Origin of the sequence: Exiguobacterium sp. s70 (genome assembly GCF_018618315.1) — a bacterium.
Taxonomy (GTDB): Bacteria; Bacillota; Bacilli; order Exiguobacteriales; family Exiguobacteriaceae; genus Exiguobacterium; species Exiguobacterium chiriqhucha.
Genome location: NZ_JACSLV010000008.1, coordinates 21,614 through 40,846, shown reverse-complemented (window position 1 = coordinate 40,846; position 19,233 = coordinate 21,614). Strand labels below are relative to the sequence as shown.

The 19,233-nt window shown below is 49.1% G+C and carries 18 protein-coding genes and 1 other annotated feature; all 18 genes read left to right on the top strand.

The window, feature by feature from the left end:
* Positions 1–56 precede the first annotated feature (56 nt).
* The 18 genes from rlmB (at position 57) to KNP84_RS14400 (ending at position 19,180) form a co-directional block, all read left to right on the top strand.
* Positions 57–806: a 23S rRNA (guanosine(2251)-2'-O)-methyltransferase RlmB gene (gene rlmB, locus KNP84_RS14485; protein WP_029594424.1), complete on the top strand. Its 750-nt coding sequence runs from the start codon at positions 57–59 to the stop codon at positions 804–806.
* Positions 803–1,330 (top strand): NYN domain-containing protein, encoded by a 528-nt coding sequence (locus KNP84_RS14480; protein ID WP_214720357.1) that lies wholly within the window; start codon positions 803–805, stop codon positions 1,328–1,330. The genes rlmB and KNP84_RS14480 overlap by 4 nt, the downstream gene beginning before the upstream one ends.
* Positions 1,331–1,550: 220 nt before the next feature.
* On the top strand, positions 1,551–2,192 hold the full coding sequence (sigH, locus tag KNP84_RS14475) for an RNA polymerase sporulation sigma factor SigH (RefSeq protein ID WP_021066589.1): 642 nt from the start codon (positions 1,551–1,553) through the stop codon (positions 2,190–2,192).
* Positions 2,193–2,320: 128 nt separating this feature from the next.
* Entirely contained in the window at positions 2,321–2,467 is a 147-nt protein-coding gene (gene rpmG / locus KNP84_RS14470; protein ID WP_021066590.1) for a 50S ribosomal protein L33, read from the top strand.
* A 34-nt stretch (positions 2,468–2,501) separates the two neighbouring features.
* Positions 2,502–2,672, top strand: a complete 171-nt coding sequence (gene secE / locus KNP84_RS14465; protein WP_021066591.1) for a preprotein translocase subunit SecE — start codon at positions 2,502–2,504, stop codon at positions 2,670–2,672.
* Between the two features lie 17 nt (positions 2,673–2,689).
* Complete coding sequence (gene nusG, locus KNP84_RS14460; protein WP_021066592.1) at positions 2,690–3,241, top strand: transcription termination/antitermination protein NusG; 552 nt, start codon at positions 2,690–2,692, stop codon at positions 3,239–3,241.
* Positions 3,242–3,388: 147 nt separating this feature from the next.
* Positions 3,389–3,814 (top strand): 50S ribosomal protein L11, encoded by a 426-nt coding sequence (gene rplK / locus KNP84_RS14455; protein ID WP_021066593.1) that lies wholly within the window; start codon positions 3,389–3,391, stop codon positions 3,812–3,814.
* A gap of 98 nt (positions 3,815–3,912) precedes the next feature.
* The gene (gene rplA / locus KNP84_RS14450) at positions 3,913–4,599 is read left to right on the top strand and encodes a 50S ribosomal protein L1 (protein ID WP_021066594.1); all 687 of its coding nucleotides are present in this window, start codon (positions 3,913–3,915) and stop codon (positions 4,597–4,599) included.
* Positions 4,600–4,658: 59 nt separating this feature from the next.
* Positions 4,659–4,812: a sequence feature (ribosomal protein L10 leader region), on the top strand.
* A 45-nt stretch (positions 4,813–4,857) separates the two neighbouring features.
* Positions 4,858–5,364: a 50S ribosomal protein L10 gene (gene rplJ, locus KNP84_RS14445; protein WP_021066595.1), complete on the top strand. Its 507-nt coding sequence runs from the start codon at positions 4,858–4,860 to the stop codon at positions 5,362–5,364.
* A 59-nt stretch (positions 5,365–5,423) separates the two neighbouring features.
* Positions 5,424–5,789, top strand: a complete 366-nt coding sequence (rplL, locus tag KNP84_RS14440; RefSeq protein WP_021066596.1) for a 50S ribosomal protein L7/L12 — start codon at positions 5,424–5,426, stop codon at positions 5,787–5,789.
* An 86-nt stretch (positions 5,790–5,875) separates the two neighbouring features.
* Positions 5,876–6,472, top strand: a complete 597-nt coding sequence (locus tag KNP84_RS14435) for a class I SAM-dependent methyltransferase (protein ID WP_215115041.1) — start codon at positions 5,876–5,878, stop codon at positions 6,470–6,472.
* A 193-nt stretch (positions 6,473–6,665) separates the two neighbouring features.
* Positions 6,666–10,214, top strand: coding sequence for a DNA-directed RNA polymerase subunit beta (gene rpoB, locus KNP84_RS14430; protein WP_058765118.1), 3,549 nt, complete (start codon positions 6,666–6,668; stop codon positions 10,212–10,214).
* 22 nt (positions 10,215–10,236) lie between these two features.
* Positions 10,237–13,836: a DNA-directed RNA polymerase subunit beta' gene (rpoC, locus tag KNP84_RS14425; RefSeq protein WP_021066599.1), complete on the top strand. Its 3,600-nt coding sequence runs from the start codon at positions 10,237–10,239 to the stop codon at positions 13,834–13,836.
* 288 nt (positions 13,837–14,124) lie between these two features.
* Positions 14,125–14,547: a 30S ribosomal protein S12 gene (gene rpsL, locus KNP84_RS14420; protein WP_012727683.1), complete on the top strand. Its 423-nt coding sequence runs from the start codon at positions 14,125–14,127 to the stop codon at positions 14,545–14,547.
* A 48-nt stretch (positions 14,548–14,595) separates the two neighbouring features.
* Entirely contained in the window at positions 14,596–15,063 is a 468-nt protein-coding gene (gene rpsG / locus KNP84_RS14415; RefSeq protein ID WP_021066600.1) for a 30S ribosomal protein S7, read from the top strand.
* A 116-nt stretch (positions 15,064–15,179) separates the two neighbouring features.
* On the top strand, positions 15,180–17,258 hold the full coding sequence (gene fusA, locus KNP84_RS14410) for an elongation factor G (protein WP_029594429.1): 2,079 nt from the start codon (positions 15,180–15,182) through the stop codon (positions 17,256–17,258).
* Positions 17,259–17,373: 115 nt separating this feature from the next.
* Positions 17,374–18,561: an elongation factor Tu gene (gene tuf / locus KNP84_RS14405; protein WP_021066602.1), complete on the top strand. Its 1,188-nt coding sequence runs from the start codon at positions 17,374–17,376 to the stop codon at positions 18,559–18,561.
* Positions 18,562–18,670: 109 nt separating this feature from the next.
* The gene (locus tag KNP84_RS14400) at positions 18,671–19,180 is read left to right on the top strand and encodes a hypothetical protein (RefSeq protein WP_021066603.1); all 510 of its coding nucleotides are present in this window, start codon (positions 18,671–18,673) and stop codon (positions 19,178–19,180) included.
* The last annotated feature ends 53 nt before the right edge of the window (positions 19,181–19,233 follow it).

Genomic DNA, 19,233 nt, shown 5'->3' with positions numbered 1-19,233 from the left:
ACGACCGTCCGCAACGTCAGAAACTAGAACGGCCGGACTACCAAGAAGTCGATGTGATGGAAGAAGGAATCGACTTTTTATACGGGCGCAACCCGGTCATGGAAGCACTCCGGAGCGGACGTGACATGAACAAGGTCTTCATCATGGAAGGCCAACAGAAAGGGCCACTCGCCCAAATCATCGGGATGGCCAACGAGGCGTCGGTCCAAATCTCATTCGTCCCGAAGACGAAACTCGAGAAGATGGCCGGCAGTGAACATCACCAAGGCGTTGTCGCCGCGGTCGCCGCTTACGAATATAAGTCGGTTGAAGACATGTTCGCACTCGCTGAGTCGAAAGGGGAAACGCCGCTCTTCATCTTGCTCGATGAGCTCGAAGACCCGCACAACCTCGGTTCGATTCTTCGGACGGCGGATGCGGTCGGAGCCCACGGAATCATCATTCCGAAGCGCCGCTCGGTTGGATTGACGCAGACGGTGGCGAAAGCCTCGACGGGTGCGATTGAGTATATCCCGGTCGCACGCGTCACGAACTTGACGCGGACGCTTGAAGAGTTGAAAGAGAAAGGACTATGGGTCGTCGGGACGGACGCGAGCGAGAGCCAAGATTATCGCCGCCTCGATGGGAACATGCCGCTCGTCGTTGTCATCGGTAGTGAGGGCAAAGGGATGAGCCGCCTCGTGCGGGAGTCGTGTGACTTCCTCGTCCATATGCCGATGGTTGGTCATGTCACATCGCTGAACGCCTCGGTCGCGGCCGCGCTTCTATTGTATGAAGTGCACCGCTCACGTAACCCATTGTCATGAGTATCAAGAAACGGGAACTGCTCCTCGTGGATGGGTATAACATCATTGGCGCTTGGCCACACCTTCGCAAACTGCGCGACATCGATTTTGAGAAGGCACGTACCGACTTGATTGAAGCGATGGCCGAGTATCAGGCGGTCACAGGTCGTGAAGTGACGATTGTCTTCGATGCGCATATGCGTTATGGACGAGAGTCGAAAGCGAAACAGAGTCGGATCGCGGTCATCTACACGAAAGAGAACGAGACCGCGGACGAATGGATTGAGCGGCGGGCCCATGAACTCGTTGATGATCGTCTCGTCACGTTATTCGTCGCGACGAACGATTTCACCGAGCAATGGGTCATCTTCGGTCAAGGCGCCCTCCGCGTGCCCGCGGCCGAACTGCTCAAAGATTGGAAACAAGCGCAGCAGTTAATCGACCAAGAGCGGTCGGCGCTTGAGCAGGACCGATCCAACCGAAAAACAATCGACCTCACGCCAGATGTGCGGGCCCGATTGGAAGAAATTCGTCGTCGTAAATGAAGCGGTGACGAAACTCACGGACGAGTTCATGAAATGGACTCGTCTTTGTTTTTAATTTGACATTTTTTTGGAAAGAAATGTTGTATACTATTACATGTATGAGTTACACGAATTGTAATTGACGGAATTTTTAGAATTTTATTTGACGGTCGTTTTAAACGGCGCCTATAATGAGAGCACAAACTTACATAAGTTCATCAATCGCCGGGGGGTAGGAAACATGAACGGATGGCCATACGAGCAGTTTGAAAACATGTCCGACGAAGAGCTCGTCTTTCTTGCGCGTAACGAAGGGGATAGCGACGCTCTTGAGTTTTTGATTGAACGTTACCGATATTTCGTTCGGGCGAAGGCACGGTCTTATTTTTTAATCGGTGCCGACCACGAGGATATCGTCCAAGAAGGGATGATCGGTCTGTATAAAGGGGTTCGGGACTACCGGGACGAACGGCTCGCTTCGTTCAAAAGTTTTGCTGAGATGTGCATCACGCGTCAAATGATCACCGCCATTAAAACGGCGACGCGTCAAAAACATATTCCGCTCAACTCTTACGTCTCGCTCGATAAGCCGATTTTTGACGACGAGTCGGACCGGACGCTTCTTGATGTGATTTTGCCGCCTCATCCGACAGACCCGCAAGATTTGCTCGTCACGCGTGAAGAGCAACTGTTCATGGAAGAAAAGATGGAAGAGCTCCTGAGTGACTTGGAACGAAAAGTGTTACGTCTTTATTTGGACGGCCGTTCGTATCAAGAAATCTCAGACGACCTCGACCGTCACGTGAAGTCGATTGATAACGCGCTACAGCGCGTGAAGAAAAAGTTTGAGCGGCATGTCGACGTCAAAACGCTGACGAGCTAACCGATATTGACCGCAAGCCTCCTATGTGATACTTTTAAGGCAGCGCCTTGTCCGTAGACGCCATTTACAGGAGGCGTTTTTTTTTCGCTCTTTTTTAGTGGGAGAGCTGTCGAAAGGGGCGCTTATGAATGGCAAAGAAAGTAAGTCTCGCGTGTTCGGATTGCGGATCGAACGGTTATTCGACCGTCAAGCAAGACGACGTGACGACGCGGCTCGAACTGAAAAAGTTCTGTCGTCGTTGCAATGCACATACGACACATCGAGAATCAAAGTAACGTAGATTGGCATTCAACGTAGGAGGAAGCTATCATGAACTTTTTGCGCGATGTATGGAAAGAGTTAAAGAAAACGAGTTGGCCGACTCGTAAAGAGCTCACAAAATATACCATCACGGTCATCGCGACGGTCGTCGTGGTCGGCCTGTTCGTGTTCGGCGTAGATACTGGTGTCAGTTATCTCGTCAACCTATTGATTAACTAAGGAAAGAGGTGAAAGCCGTGGAGAAACAATGGTTTGTTGTCCAGACGTATTCTGGATTTGAAAACAACGTCAAAGAAAACCTAGAACGTCGAATCGGTTCGATGAACATGGAAGATAAAATTTTCCGCGTCCTCGTTCCGACTGAAACAACGCAAGAAGAAGTCACTCTCAAGAGTGGCGAGAAGAAGATTAAAGAAAAAGAAGTGAAAAGCTTCCCAGGTTACGTCTTCGTCGAAATGATCATGACGGATGATTCATGGTATGTCGTTCGGAACACACCGAACGTCACCGGCTTCCTCGGTTCGACGGGGGGCGGCGCTAAGCCGATCCCGCTTCAACCGGACGAAGTGACGAACGTATTGTCACAGATGGGTCTCATCGAGAAGAAAGATCGTTACAACTACGAACTCGGCGACCTCGTCCGTGTCAAAGAAGGCGCATTTGAGAACTTTGAAGGTACGATTGATGAAATCGAAACTGAGAAAGAGAAGCTCAAAGTTGTCGTTGACATGTTCGGCCGTGAAACAAAAATTGAACTTGATTTCGAACAAGTTCAGAAAATTAACTAAACCCACTTGCCATTCTCGGGAACGGATGGTACAATCGGAAATGTTTGATGTTGTGCTTTATTTCGGTACAAACTCGACCTAATAGATTGAGTGGGAGGGCGCACAACGTCCAAGAAACCACATTTTAGACTTAAGGAGGTGTGTCTCGTGGCGAAAAAAGTTACTAAACTCGTTAAACTTCAAATCCCAGCTGGTAAAGCTAACCCAGCACCACCAGTAGGACCAGCACTTGGTCAAGCAGGTGTTAACATCATGGGATTCTGTAAAGAGTTCAACGCTCGTACACAAGACCAAGCCGGATTGATTATTCCTGTAGTCATTACGGTATACGAAGATCGTTCGTTTACATTCATTACGAAAACTCCACCAGCTGCAGTTCTTTTGAAGAAAGCTGCTGGTATCGAGAGCGGTTCTGGTGAACCAAACCGTAAGAAGGTAGCAACGGTTAAGCGTGATAAAGTTCGCGAAATCGCTGAACTTAAAATGCCTGACCTTAACGCGTCGTCTGTTGAAACAGCGATGCTTATGGTTGAAGGTACTGCGCGTAGTATGGGTATTGTAATCGAAGACTAATTTATTAGTCTCTGGGATTGTCGGTGAATATTATGCTCACCTTCAATCCCTTCATTATGTGGGAGGAAATTCCGCTAACCACAAGGAGGAAAAGAATCATGGGTAAAAAACACCAAGAAGCAGCTAAGCTTGTTGATCGCATGAAGTCATACGAACTCACTGAGGCCGTTGAACTCGTTCAAAAAACAGCTACTGCTAAATTCGATGAAACAATCGAAGTTGCTGTCCGTCTCGGCGTAGATCCGAAGAAAGCGGACCAACAAATCCGCGGTGCCGTCGTACTTCCACACGGTACTGGTAAAACACAAAAAGTTCTCGTCTTCGCAAAAGGCGAAAAAGTTAAAGAAGCTGAAGCGGCTGGCGCTGACTACGTCGGTGACTCTGAGTTCATCACTAAAATCCAACAAGGATGGTTCGACTTCGATGTTATCGTTGCGACACCTGACATGATGGGCGAAGTTGGTAAACTTGGTCGCGTTCTCGGACCAAAAGGCCTCATGCCTAACCCGAAAACAGGCACAGTTACGTTCGACGTGACGAAAGCAATCGCGGACATCAAAGCTGGTAAAGTAGAGTACCGCGTTGACAAAGCCGGTAACATCCACGTACCAGTTGGTAAGAAATCGTTTGAAGCAACTAAACTTACTGAGAACATCGAGACAATCATCGAGACGCTCATGAAAGTGAAGCCTGCTACTGCAAAAGGAACTTACCTTAAAAACATCGCGCTTTCTTCGACAATGGGTCCTGGGATCCGTGTCGCGACTGCCGACTTCATCAAGTAATCTACTTGAAATAAACTGTTGACAACGTGTGATACCGCTGTTAAAGTAATACACGTTCAACCGAATATGTTGGATTACCGTAGACAGAAGGTGGACATCGGTCCGTAAACCCTTCCGAGGTGTCTTTGCTCGAACTTGAGCCTGTTGTCACAGGTTTACTTTCAAACAATTACGCCCTCGTATGTCTTCATACGAGGGATTTCTTTTTGAAGAGCAGCCTCTCGTCCGGTATAAGAATTGACTAGGAGGTGCAAACACATGGCAAGCGAAAAAATCGTATCTCAGAAATCGGCACTCGTCGATGAAATCGCTGAGAAAATGCAAGCAAGCGTTGGGACAATTGTTGTTGACTACCGTGGACTTACAGTTGAAGAAGTGACTACACTCCGTAAATCACTCCGTGACGCTGGAATCGAGTTCAAAGTATACAAAAACGGTCTTCTTCGCCGCGCAGCAGTTCAGTCGAACTTCGAAGGTCTTGACGAAGTCTTCACTGGCCCTACAGCAATCGCGTTCTCGAACGAAGACGTTGTAGCTCCAGCGAAGATCTTGAACGACTTCTCGAAAGAGCACAAAGCGCTCGAATTGAAAGGCGGAATCATCGAAGGCAAAGTTTCTTCACTTGAAGAAGTTAAAGCCCTTGCAGAACTTCCATCACGCGAAGGTCTTCTCTCGATGCTTCTCAGCGTACTTCAAGCTCCAATCCGTGGGCTCGCAGTCGCAACAAACGCAATCGCAGAACAAAAAGAAGAGCAAACTGCTTAATTTTTGTCTCGTAGCGTAACAAAAACCAATCTTTACAACATCAAAGGAGGAAAACCATAATGGCTTTCAACAAAGAGCAATTCATCGAAGACCTCAAATCAATGACGGTTCTCGAACTTAACGAACTCGTAAAAACAATCGAAGAAGAATTCGGCGTATCAGCAGCAGCTCCAGTAGCAGTTGCAGGTGCAGGCGCAGCAGTAGCTGAAGAGCAAACTGAATTCGACGTAATCCTCACAAACGCTGGCGCTGGTAAAATCAACGTCATCAAAGCGGTACGTGAACTTACAGGCCTCGGTCTTAAAGAAGCGAAAGCACTCGTTGACGGAACTCCAGCTCCAGTCAAAGAAGGCGTTTCTAAAGAAGATGCAGACGCAGTCAAAGCTAAGCTTGAAGAAGCTGGCGCAACTGTCGAAGTTAAGTAATCTAACTTTTACTTCTACAACCTATAGAAGCTCGCTATGGCGAGCTTCTTTTATTTCCTTGAAGAGTGGGTTAGGAGGTTCAATGCATGGGAGATCATTACTATACGAACGACCCTAGTTCGAAAAGTGCCCCTGAGACATGGACGTTTGAGTTGCGAGGGAAGACATATCGCTTCACCTCGGACCGCGGCGTGTTCTCGAAAGGATCGGTCGATTTTGGGTCACGTCTCTTAATCGAATCATTTGAAGTGCCTGATGTTGAAGGACGCATTTTAGATGTGGGCTGCGGCTACGGTCCGATGGGGATCTCGCTTGCCGACGCCTCTGGGCGTGAAGCACTCCTCGTCGACGTGAACGAGCGAGCGCTTGCCTTGTCAGAGCAAAACGCCGCCCAAAATGGGGTGACGATTGAGACGCGACTCAGCCACGCTTATGACGGAGTCGGTGATGAACAGTTCGCCGCAATCGTGACCAATCCGCCGATTCGGGCCGGGAAGCAAGTGGTCCACACGATTTTGCGCGATGCGTATACACACCTTGTCGTAAGTGGAGCGCTCTACGTCGTTATTCAAAAGAAACAAGGAGCGCCTTCTGCCAAGAAGTTGCTTGAAGATGTGTTCGGTCAAGTCGAGACGGTTGCGAAAGAAAAGGGCTATTTCATTTTCCGGGCAATTCGCTCTTGACAAACGGTGAAGTCTTGTTGACTCGCTATAACGTATATGCTAACATTATAAAATGCCATTGGAATGGAATTCGCTTTGAACTGCCGCGTTTGCCGCTTTTTAGACGCGGAAAAGAGGCGACATTCAATGACAATGTTCGATTATTACGCCCGAAAAATTCGATAGAGAATTGGGGGTCTGAGAGGTGAATCAGTTGACTGGTCAACTTGTTCAGTACGGTCGTCACCGTCAGAGAAGAAGCTTTGCCCGTATCAGTGAGGTATTAGAGCTTCCGAATTTGATTGAAATTCAAACTGCTTCTTACGAGTGGTTCTTGCGTGAAGGATTGAAAGAGATGTTTACGGACATTTCGCCAATCTCCGACTTCACCGGAAACCTCGTGCTCGAGTTCATCGACTATTCGCTCAGTGAGCCGAAGTATTCGATCGATGAGTCGAAGGAGCGAGACGTAACTTACTCTGCGCCATTGCGCGTAAAAGTACGTTTGCAAAACAAAGAGACAGGTGAGCTCAAAGAACAAGAAGTGTTCATGGGGGATTTCCCGCTCATGACAGAATCGGGAACGTTTATCATTAACGGTGCAGAACGCGTTATCGTTTCCCAGCTCGTTCGTTCACCAAGCGTTTATTACAACGCGAAACTCGATAAAAACGGTAAGCGTGGCTTCGGAGCGACTGTTATTCCGAACCGTGGTGCATGGCTCGAACTTGAGACAGATGCCAAAGATATCGTTTACGTTCGTATTGACCGTACCCGCAAAATCCCGGTAACGGTGTTGTTGCGTGCCCTCGGTTTCGGTACGGACCAAGAGATTATCGACCTTCTCGGGGATGACGAGTATCTTCGTAACACCCTTGAAAAAGATAATACAGAATCAACAGAAAAAGCGTTAATCGAAATTTACGAGCGTCTCCGCCCTGGTGAACCACCAACGGTTGAGAACGCGAAGTCACTTCTCGTTTCTCGTTTCTTCGACCCAAAACGTTACGACCTTGCAAACGTCGGTCGCTATAAGATGAACAAAAAACTTCATCTTAAAAACCGTCTCTTCGGTCAAAAATTGGCCGAGACGCTCGTTGACCCAGAAACAGGTGAAGTCATCGCCGAAGCTGGAACTGTCCTCGATCGTCGCAACCTTGACCGCGTTCTTCCACACTTGGAGAACGGCCTTGGTTATATGGATGCTGAGCCGACAGGCGGCGTCGCTGAAGGTGAACCGTTCGGTCTTCAATCGATCAAAGTAATCTCACCAGATGACCCAGATGGAGAGCGTATCTTGAACATTATCGGTAACGGCAATATCGACCGTAGCGTGAAACACATCACACCGGCTGATATCATCGCATCGATCAACTACTTCTTTAACTTATTACACGAAGTCGGAACAACAGATGACATTGACCACTTAGGAAACCGTCGTCTTCGTTCAGTCGGAGAACTTCTCCAAAACCAATTCCGGATCGGGCTTTCTCGTATGGAACGTGTCGTTAAAGAACGGATGTCGATTCAAGATCAAAACGCGATCACACCACAGGCGTTAATCAACATTCGCCCAGTTATCGCGTCGCTAAAAGAGTTCTTCGGTAGTTCGCAGTTGTCACAGTTCATGGACCAAACAAACCCGCTCGCAGAGCTCACGCACAAGCGTCGTCTCTCTGCACTTGGACCGGGTGGTTTGACACGTGAGCGTGCCGGTTTCGAAGTTCGAGACGTTCACTATTCGCACTACGGTCGGATGTGTCCAATCGAAACGCCGGAGGGACCAAACATCGGTCTCATCAACTCGCTTTCGTCTTATGCGAAAGTAAACGAGTACGGCTTCATTGAAGCTCCGTACCGTCGAGTCGACCCTGAAACAGGTCTCGTCACGAGCGAGATTCAATATATGACGGCGGATGAAGAAGATCTCTACGTCGTCGCTCAGGCGAACATGCCGCTCACAGAAGAAGGCGGATTCGCCAACGAACAAGTCCTTTGCCGTTTCCGCGGACAAAACTTGTCAGTTGAGCCGAACCGAGTCGATTACATGGACGTCTCGCCGAAACAGGTTGTTTCTGCCGCAACGGCATGTATCCCGTTCCTTGAGAACGATGACTCGAACCGTGCCCTCATGGGAGCGAACATGCAGCGTCAAGCTGTACCACTTCTTCAACCAGATTCACCGATTATCGGTACTGGGATGGAGTACGTGTCAGCGAAAGACTCTGGGGCCGCGATTATCGCGAAATTCCCAGGTGTCGTCGAGCGTGTCACAGCACGCGAAATCTTAGTCCGCCGCACGTCTGACGTGAACGGTTCTGAGGTATCAGGTGACCTTGACCGCTACAAACTTCAAAAGTATGTCCGTTCGAACCAAGGGACATGCTACAACCAGAAGCCGATCATCGCTGCTGGTGACCGTGTCGAAAAAGGAGAAATCCTTGCTGACGGACCGTCGATGGATATGGGTGAGCTCGCGCTCGGTCGTAACGTCGTCGTCGCCTTCATGACATGGGACGGTTACAACTATGAGGATGCGATCATCATGAGTGAACGCCTCGTGAAAGATGATGTGTACACGTCGATTCATATCGAAGAGTACGAATCAGAGTCACGCGACACGAAACTCGGACCTGAGGAAATCACACGTGATATTCCAAACGTCGGTGATGACGCACTTCGCAACTTGGACGACCGTGGGATTATCCGCATCGGTGCGGAAGTCAAGGATGGCGATATCCTCGTCGGTAAAGTTACGCCTAAAGGTGTGACTGAATTGACGGCGGAAGAGCGTCTCTTGCACGCAATCTTCGGTGAGAAGGCACGTGAAGTCCGTGATACGTCACTCCGTGTACCAAACGGCGGCGACGGCATCATCTTGGACGTCAAAGTGTTCGATCGTGAAAACGGTGACGAACTCTCACCAGGCGTGAACCAAATGGTTCGTGTCTACATCGTTCAAAAACGTAAGATTCACGAAGGGGATAAGATGGCGGGACGTCACGGTAACAAAGGTGTTATCTCGCGCATTCTCCCTGAAGAAGACATGCCATACATGCCGGACGGCACACCGATTGACATCATGCTTAACCCACTAGGTGTACCATCACGGATGAACATCGGTCAGGTACTCGAACTCCACCTTGGAATGGCGGCTAAAAAGCTCGGCATCAAAGTGGCGACACCTGTATTCGATGGTGCACGTGAGGAAGACGTATGGGCAACGATTGAAGAAGCTGGAATGGACAAAGACGCCAAGACTCGTCTCTATGACGGTCGTACTGGTGAACCGTTCGATAACCGCGTCTCGGTCGGTGTCATGTATATGATCAAACTCGCGCACATGGTTGACGATAAACTTCACGCTCGTTCGACAGGACCATACTCGCTCGTCACGCAACAACCGCTCGGTGGTAAAGCACAGTTCGGTGGACAGCGTTTCGGTGAGATGGAAGTATGGGCACTTGAAGCGTACGGCGCAGCCTACACGCTCCAAGAGATCCTTACAATCAAGTCGGATGACACGGTTGGTCGTGTGAAAGCATACGAGGCCATCGTGAAAGGTGAGAGCGTTCCGAAAGCGGGCGTTCCTGAGTCGTTCCGCGTCTTGATTAAAGAGCTCCAAGCGCTCGGTATGGAAGTCAAGATGATGTCTGCGGACGATGAAGAAGTTGAAATGAAAGATGAAGATGACGACAACATCCCGAACGCAACATCGGCGTTAGAACAAGTCGTTCAACCGACTGTTACGGAAGAGGAATAAGGCGAAAAGGGAGGTCGGCCCCTTGGTAGATGTTAATCGATTTGAATATATGAAAATCGGCTTGGCTTCACCCGAGAAGATCCGTTCGTGGTCTTACGGGGAAGTCAAAAAGCCGGAAACGATCAACTATCGTACACTTAAACCAGAGAAGGACGGATTGTTCTGTGAACGAATCTTCGGTCCTACGAAAGACTGGGAATGTTACTGCGGGAAATACAAACGAATCCGTTATAAAGGAGTCATTTGTGACCGTTGTGGCGTTGAAGTGACGAAAGCGAAAGTGCGTCGCGAGCGTATGGGCCATATCGAGCTCGCGGCACCAGTTTCGCACATCTGGTACTTCAAAGGGATTCCAAGCCGAATGGGGCTTGTTCTCGATATGTCACCACGTGCGCTCGAAGAAGTAATCTACTTCGCGTCGTACGTTGTGACGGAGCCAGGTGACACTCCGCTTGAGAAGAAACAACTTCTCTCGGAAAAAGAATACCGTCTCTACCGTGAAAAATACGGCAGTGACTTCAGAGCAGACATGGGTGCAGAAGCAATCCGCACACTCCTTCAAGACGTTCAACTCGAGAAGGAAGTCGGAGAACTCCGCGAAGAATTGAAGACGGTTCAAGGCCAACGTCGTACACGTGCGATTAAACGTCTTGAAGTGCTCGATGCGTTCTTCACGTCAGGTAATGATCCAGATTGGATGATTCTTGAAGTACTTCCTGTCATTCCGCCAGAGCTTCGCCCGATGGTGCAGCTCGACGGTGGACGCTTTGCGACATCTGACTTGAACGATTTGTATCGTCGAGTCATCAACCGAAACAACCGTCTTAAACGTTTGCTCGATCTCGGCGCGCCGAACATCATCGTGCAAAACGAGAAGCGTATGCTTCAAGAAGCGGTTGACGCCCTCATCGACAACGGTCGTCGTGGTCGTCCGGTCACAGGACCAGGTAACCGTCCCCTTAAATCACTTTCACACATGTTGAAAGGGAAACAAGGTCGTTTCCGTCAAAACCTTCTTGGTAAACGGGTCGACTATTCAGGACGTTCGGTTATCGTCGTTGGTCCAAACTTGAAGATGTACCAATGTGGTCTCCCGAAAGAGATGGCCCTTGAACTCTTCAAACCGTTCGTGATGAAAGAACTTGTCGGTCGCGGCATCGCGTCGAACATCAAGAACGCCAAACGTAAGATTGAGAAGATGCAACCAGAAATCTGGGGCGTCCTCGAAGAAGTCATTCGTGAGCATCCGGTTCTCTTGAACCGTGCCCCAACGCTTCACCGCCTAGGGATTCAAGCTTTCGAACCGATTCTCGTCGAAGGTCGCGCGATTCGCCTTCACCCGCTCGTATGTACGGCTTATAACGCCGACTTTGATGGTGACCAAATGGCGGTTCACGTACCACTTTCTGCTGAAGCACAAGCTGAAGCTCGTCTTCTCATGCTCGCAGCGCAAAACATCTTGAACCCGAAAGACGGAAAACCAGTTGTTACACCATCGCAGGATATGGTCCTCGGTAACTACTACATCTCGCTTGAACGCGACGATGCCGTCGGACAAGGGAAAATTTTGTCGAACGTGAACGAAGCGCTCATCGCGTATCAAAATGGCTATGTCCACTTGCATACACGTGTCGCTCTTCCAGCACGTACGCTCAACAACCCGACGTTCACAGATGAGCAAAACGAGAAAATGTTGATCACAACGGTCGGTAAGATGATCTTTAACGAGATCTTGCCGAACACGTTCCCATACTTGAACGAGCCGACGATGGAAAACTTACAGGAAGCAACGCCTGACAAGTACTTCATCGACAAAGGTGCCAACGTGGCAGAAGAAATCGCCTCACGTCCTTTGGTCGAGCCGTTCAAAAAAGGATTCCTTGGAAAAGTCATCGCGGAAGTGTTCCAGAAGTTCGAAACGACTGAAACAAGCCGCATGCTTGACCGGATGAAAGATCTCGGCTTCAAACACTCGACGAAAGCCGGTGTGACGGTCGGAATCGCTGATATCATCGTTCTTCCGGACAAACAAGAAATCCTTGATGAAGCGCAAACTCAAGTCGATCAAATCATGAAGTCATTCCGTCGCGGTCTCATCACTGAAGATGAGCGTTACGAGCGCGTTGTACGCTCTTGGAACGAAGCGAAGGATGAGATTCAATCACGATTGATGAAATCCCTCAATCGCTTGAACCCAATCTTCATGATGTCTGACTCAGGTGCCCGTGGTAACGCGTCCAACTTCACGCAGCTCGCAGGGATGCGTGGTTTGATGGCCGCTCCATCTGGCCGCATCATCGAACTTCCGATCAAATCTTCATTCCGTGAAGGTCTGACGGTACAAGAGTACTTCATCTCGACGCACGGTGCGCGTAAAGGTCTTGCCGATACAGCCCTTAAGACGGCTGACTCAGGTTACTTGACGCGTCGTCTTGTTGACGTAGCCCAAGATGTCATCATCCGTGAAGAAGATTGTGGAACGGACCGCGGAATCCGCGTTGCCGCTCTCCGCGAAGGCACGGAAGAAATCGAAAACTTGTATGACCGCCTCGTCGGCCGTACAGCGTTCGAGACAGTGGCACATCCGGAAACGGGTGAAGTCATGGTCGAGAAGAACCAATTGATTACCGAAGATCTCGCTCGCGACATCGTCGACGCTGGAATCGAACGAGTTGAAATCCGTACAGCCTTTACATGTAACACGTCACACGGCGTATGTAAGAAATGTTACGGCCGCAACTTGGCGACTGGCTCGAACGTTGAAGTCGGCGAAGCTGTCGGAATCATCGCCGCGCAATCAATCGGTGAGCCAGGAACGCAGCTTACAATGCGTACCTTCCACACAGGTGGGGTAGCCGGAGATGATATCACACAAGGTCTTCCACGTATCCAAGAGGTATTCGAGGCTCGTAACCCGAAAGGGCAAGCGGTCATCTCGGAAATCCCTGGTACGGTCATCGACTTCACAGAATCGCGTGACAAGCGTGAACTCACCGTCGAAGGACTCAGTGAGACACGTACGTACACGATTCCGTTCGGAGCACGTCTTCGTGTTCAAATCGGAGATACAGTAGAAGCTGGAGAAGTCTTCACGGAAGGTTCGATCGATCCGAAAGAATTGCTCGCCGTCCGTGGTGTATCTGGTGTTCAAAACTACTTGCTCCAAGAAGTACAAAAAGTTTACCGCATGCAAGGGGTAGAAATCGGCGACAAACACGTCGAAGTCATGGTTCGCCAAATGCTTCGCCGCGTCAAAGTCATCGAGTCTGGTGACACGCCACTTCTCCCTGGTTCGCTCGTCGATATCAGCGTCTTCAAAGAAGCGTGTAAAGATACGCTTCGCGAAGGCAAGAGCCCGGCAACAGCGAAACCGGTCCTTCTCGGAATCACAAAAGCGTCGCTTGAGACAGATTCGTTCCTCTCGGCCGCTTCGTTCCAAGAAACGACTCGTGTATTGACAGACGCTGCCATCAAAGGCAAGCGCGACTATCTCCTCGGACTCAAAGAGAACGTCATCATCGGGAAACTCGTTCCAGCTGGTACTGGGATGCCGGTTTACCGTGATGTTAAACTCAAAGAAGAAGAGACGAAAGCCGTTCTCGAAGACACGACAGTAGAATAAAAACGTCTTGACAGCATGGGTTGGCGGTGCTACTATGATTTAGTGCCGCCAATCGGTTGTTGTCGATGACAACGGTGTCCAGCAGTCGGCAAGCTACTTGGACGTCACCCGATCTTTCTCCGGAAAGGTTTGGCTGCTATTATTGCCACTTTCAAGGTATAACTCACGTTTTTGCGAGGTCATGGAATGCCTACGCCTCGTAAAAGCGTTTCGTTATGACCTTAAATGAACCACCCGGGTCGGTGGGTCTAGAAAATAGCATAATTCAGGAAGGGAGGATCTTCAAAGATGCCTACTATCAACCAGTTAGTCCGTAAAGGACGTAAATCGAAAGTCGTTAAATCTGACTCTCCAGCACTTAACAAAGGTTACAACAGTTTCATCAAGTCACAAACTAACGTGAGCTCGCCACAGAAACGTGGTGTTTGTACACGTGTTGGTACAATGACTCCGAAGAAACCGAACTCGGCATTACGTAAGTATGCTCGTGTTCGTTTGACTAACCAAATCGAAGTGACTGCGTACATTCCAGGTATTGGCCACAACCTTCAAGAGCACAGCGTTGTTCTTATCCGTGGAGGACGTGTAAAAGACTTACCAGGGGTACGTTACCACATCGTTCGTGGTGCGCTTGACACTGCAGGTGTTGACGGACGTATGCAAGGCCGTTCTAAATACGGTACGAAACGTCCGAAAGCTGCGAAGAAGTAATTCTCGCAAAACTAAAAACTACTGAAATTTTGAAAGGAGGGTACTCGGATGCGTAAAAACCGTGCAGAACGTCGTGACGTTATCGCAGATCCGATCTACAACTCGAAATTGGTAACTCGCCTCATTAACCGTGTCATGTTAGACGGTAAAAAAGGTACAGCTCAAACTATCATTTACAACGCATTTGGCCTCATCGCTGAACGCTCAGGCAAAGAGCCTATGGAAGTGTTCGAAGAAGCAATGAACAACATCATGCCTGTACTTGAAGTTAAAGCTCGCCGTGTTGGTGGAGCAAACTACCAAGTTCCTGTTGAAGTTCGTCCAGAGCGCCGTACGACACTTGGTCTTCGTTACCTCGTGAACTACGCTCGTCTCCGCAACGAGAAAACGATGGAGCAACGTATCGCGAATGAAATCATGGATGCAGCCAATAACACTGGTGCGTCTGTTAAGAAACGCGAAGACATGCATAAGATGGCAGAAGCGAACAAAGCGTTTGCTCACTATCGTTGGTAAGTTAAACGTAAAGACCACTCCACGTCACCAAGCGGTGGCTTAATGGAGTGGCTTTCGGGTATAATCATATCGTGTGCCAGCACACGAAAAACACATGCGGAAGGAGAATACCCAGTATGGCAAGAGAATTCTCCCTAAAGAATACTCGTAACATCGGGATCATGGCTCACATCGATGCCGGTAAGACGACAACAACTGAACGTATTCTTTATTACACAGGTCGTATCCACAAGATTGGTGAAACTCATGAAGGAGCTTCACAAATGGACTGGATGGAGCAGGAGCAAGAGCGTGGAATCACGATCACTTCTGCAGCGACAACTGCACAGTGGAATGGCCACCGTGTAAACATCATCGATACACCTGGACACGTAGACTTCACAGTTGAAGTTGAACGTTCACTCCGTGTACTTGATGGCGCTGTTGCGGTACTTGACGCTCAGTCAGGTGTTGAACCACAAACAGAAACTGTATGGCGTCAAGCGACGACTTACGGTGTTCCACGTGTCGTATTCGTCAACAAGATGGATAAGATCGGTGCGGACTTCTTGTACTCGGTGAAAACACTTCACGAACGTTTACACGCAAACGCACATCCAATCCAACTTCCAATCGGTGCGGAAGATGAATTCAAAGGAATCATCGACCTCGTTGAGAAGAAGACATACATGTACACGAACGACCTCGGTACTGACATCGAAGTAACGGATGGCTACCCAGCTGACATGGCTGACGAAGCTGAAGAACTTCGCGGTCAATTGATCGAAGCGGTTGCTGACTACAACGAAGAGTTGATGATGAAATACCTCGAAGGCGAAGAGATCTCAATCGAAGAACTCAAAGCTGGTATCCGTCAAGCAACACTCAGCGTAGAATTCTACCCTGTACTCGTTGGTTCTGCCTTCAAAAACAAAGGTGTTCAATTGATGTTGGACGCTGTTGTTGATTACCTCCCATCACCAGTTGATGTTGAGTCAATCAAAGGTGTTAACCTCGACACAGAAGAAGAAATCACGCGTGAGCCTTCTGACGAAGCTCCGTTCTCGGCACTTGCGTTCAAAGTCATGACGGATCCTTACGTCGGTAAATTGACGTTCTTCCGCGTGTACTCTGGTACAGCACAAGCTGGTTCGTATGTGAAGAACTCGACTAAAGGTAAGCGTGAGCGCCTCGGTCGTATCCTTCAAATGCACGCGAACAGCCGTGAAGAAATCCCAATGGTATTCGCTGGTGACATCGCCGCAGCCGTTGGTCTTAAAGATACTACGACTGGTGATACGCTTTGCTCAGAGAAAGACAACGTCGTTCTCGAGTCAATGACATTCCCAGAACCGGTTATCTCGGTCGCTATCGAGCCTAAATCGAAAGCTGACCAAGACAAGATGGGTCAAGCCCTCGCGAAACTCGCAGAAGAGGATCCAACTTTCCGCACTGAAACAAACCAAGAGACTGGTCAAACGATCATCTCTGGTATGGGTGAGCTTCACCTTGATATCCTCGTTGACCGTATGCGTCGCGAATTCAAAGTAGAAGCTAACGTTGGTGCACCACAAGTTGCTTACCGTGAGACAATCCGTGGCGCTGCGAAGATCGATTCGAAATTCGTACGTCAATCAGGTGGACGCGGTCAGTACGGTCACGTTGTCGTAGAATTCGAGCCGAACGAAGAAGGCGCTGGATTCGCATTCGAGAACAAGATCGTCGGTGGTGTTGTACCACGTGAATACGTCCCAGCTGTTCAGAACGGGATTGAAGAAGCTCTCGAAAACGGTATCCTCGCTGGTTACCCAGTAGTTGACGTTAAAGCTGCCCTCGTCTTCGGATCGTACCACGATGTCGACTCGAACGAGATGGCGTTTAAAGTTGCTGCTTCGATGGCGGTTAAACAACTTAAGGAACAAGCGAAAGCTGTAATCCTTGAGCCAATGATGCGTGTCGAAGTTGTTATCCCAGAAGAATACTTGGGAGACATCATGGGTGACGTCACGTCACGCCGTGGACGCGTAGAAGGTATGGAAGCACGCGGTAACGCTCAAGTCGTTAAAGCAATGGTTCCACTTTCAGAAATGTTTGGATATGCGACATCGCTTCGTTCACGTACGCAAGGACGCGGAACGTACTCGATGCACTTCGATCACTACGAAGAAGTACCGAAGTCAATCGCAGAAGAAATCATCAAAAAAGCGAACGGCTAATAACGGTTGTAACGCTTAATTGATTGTTGTAAGCTAAGGAGGACGTATGTTAAAAGTAGCCTACGTCTTCCTAGTTAAATAAAAAACTAATTGTCTAATAGAGGAGGAATCTAGAATGGGTAAAGAAAAATTCGACCGTTCTAAACCGCACGTTAACGTTGGTACAATCGGCCACGTCGACCACGGTAAAACAACTTTGACTGCAGCGATCTCAGCTGTACTTTCAAAAGCACAAGGTAAAACAGCTACAAAGTTTGACGCAATCGATGGTGCTCCTGAAGAGCGTGAGCGCGGTATCACAATCGCAACAGCTCACATCGAGTACGAAACTGACAAACGCCACTATGCACACGTTGACTGCCCAGGTCACGCTGACTATGTTAAAAACATGATCACTGGTGCTGCACAAATGGACGGCGCGATCCTCGTTGTTTCGGCAACTGATGGCCCAATGCCACAAACACGTGAGCACATCCTTCTTTCACGTCAAGTAGGTGTTCCTTTCATCGTCGTATTCATGAACAAAGTTGACATGGTTGACGACGAAGAACTCCTTGAGCTCGTTGAAATGGAAATCCGTGAACTTCTTTCTGAGTACGACTTCCCAGGCGACGACCTCCCTGTAATCAAAGGTTCTGCACTTGGCGCGCTTAACGGCGAACCACAGTGGGAAGAAAAAATCATGGAACTCATGAACGCAGTTGATGAGTACATCCCTGAGCCAGTTCGTGACACGGACAAAGAATTCATGATGCCAGTTGAGGACGTATTCTCAATCACTGGTCGCGGTACTGTAGCGACTGGTCGTGTTGAGCGTGGTGTTCTCCGCGTCAACGACGAAGTTGAAATCGTTGGTCTTACAGAAGAAACTAAGAAAACTGTATGTACTGGTGTAGAGATGTTCCGTAAGCTTCTCGACTACGCTGAAGCTGGCGACAACATCGGTGCTCTTCTCCGTGGTGTATCACGTGAAGACATCGAGCGTGGACAAGTACTTGCTAAGCCAGGTTCAATCACGCCGCACTCAAAGTTCAAAGCTTCAATCTACGTTCTTTCTAAAGAAGAGGGTGGCCGTCACACGCCATTCTTCGCGAACTACCGTCCGCAGTTCTACTTCCGTACAACTGACGTAACAGGTATCGTTCACCTTCCAGAAGGTACTGAAATGGTAATGCCAGGAGACAACATCGAGTTGACGATCGAATTGATTTCTACAATCGCGATCGAAGACGGAACACGTTTCTCAATCCGTGAGGGTGGCCGTACAGTAGGCGCTGGTTCAGTAACTGAAATCATCGAGTAATCGATTGATACACTGACCTTTCAAGCAGTCCGCATTTTGCGGGCTGCTTTTTTGTTTTATGGCGAGACGTGGTAAGATGGGACATATGTTGCAGGAAGGGGTGACGAGGATGGAAAAACAAGTCGAGACGTTATGCCGCTTGAATGGGATTGCGTGTCGGTTCGGTGGGTCGACGTTATTGAAGCATCATGGACTCATCGAAACGACGAATGACTTGGATGTATTCGTGGAGCCGGATCAATTCGAACGATTGGATCAAGTGTTGAGCCGAGTCGGCGTCAAAGTCGAAACGAAACCGCATGCCGACTACATGACGACATACTTTAGTGAATATGTGTTTGAAGGGGGCGACATCGATGTGATGGCCAGTTTCCGGATGAAGTGCACCGATGGGATTTATACGCATCCCTACATTGAACCGGTCGGCAGCTGGATGCGACTCGAAGAGTGGGTCGTGCTGTATACGGTCATCGGTCGGGAAGATCGGCTTAATCGACTGGCGGATTATTTTGAGACGCATGAGCTCAATGAAGGGATCGTCCAAGCATGCCTCAAACGAGCCCCCGCCTCGGTCATTGAAGCCGTCACCGAACGCTTCGGAACCTATATGAAACGCTAGGTCGAGTTGGCACGGCGGTTCTCGAAAGAAATAGTTCAACAAAAGAAGGAAAA

Bases quoted from the DNA above. Each gene is read 5' to 3' on its own strand.
- rlmB (WP_029594424.1), top strand. From the start codon at position 57: ATGGAAGAAGGAATCGACTTTTTATACGGGCGCAACCCGGTCATGGAA.
- KNP84_RS14480 (WP_214720357.1), top strand. From the start codon at position 803: ATGAGTATCAAGAAACGGGAACTGCTCCTCGTGGATGGGTATAACATC.
- sigH (WP_021066589.1), top strand. From the start codon at position 1,551: ATGAACGGATGGCCATACGAGCAGTTTGAAAACATGTCCGACGAAGAG.
- rpmG (WP_021066590.1), top strand. From the start codon at position 2,321: ATGGCAAAGAAAGTAAGTCTCGCGTGTTCGGATTGCGGATCGAACGGT.
- secE (WP_021066591.1), top strand. From the start codon at position 2,502: ATGAACTTTTTGCGCGATGTATGGAAAGAGTTAAAGAAAACGAGTTGG.
- rplA (WP_021066594.1), top strand. From the start codon at position 3,913: ATGGGTAAAAAACACCAAGAAGCAGCTAAGCTTGTTGATCGCATGAAG.
- rplJ (WP_021066595.1), top strand. From the start codon at position 4,858: ATGGCAAGCGAAAAAATCGTATCTCAGAAATCGGCACTCGTCGATGAA.
- rplL (WP_021066596.1), top strand. From the start codon at position 5,424: ATGGCTTTCAACAAAGAGCAATTCATCGAAGACCTCAAATCAATGACG.
- KNP84_RS14435 (WP_215115041.1), top strand. From the start codon at position 5,876: ATGGGAGATCATTACTATACGAACGACCCTAGTTCGAAAAGTGCCCCT.
- rpsL (WP_012727683.1), top strand. From the start codon at position 14,125: ATGCCTACTATCAACCAGTTAGTCCGTAAAGGACGTAAATCGAAAGTC.
- rpsG (WP_021066600.1), top strand. From the start codon at position 14,596: ATGCGTAAAAACCGTGCAGAACGTCGTGACGTTATCGCAGATCCGATC.
- fusA (WP_029594429.1), top strand. From the start codon at position 15,180: ATGGCAAGAGAATTCTCCCTAAAGAATACTCGTAACATCGGGATCATG.
- tuf (WP_021066602.1), top strand. From the start codon at position 17,374: ATGGGTAAAGAAAAATTCGACCGTTCTAAACCGCACGTTAACGTTGGT.
- KNP84_RS14400 (WP_021066603.1), top strand. From the start codon at position 18,671: ATGGAAAAACAAGTCGAGACGTTATGCCGCTTGAATGGGATTGCGTGT.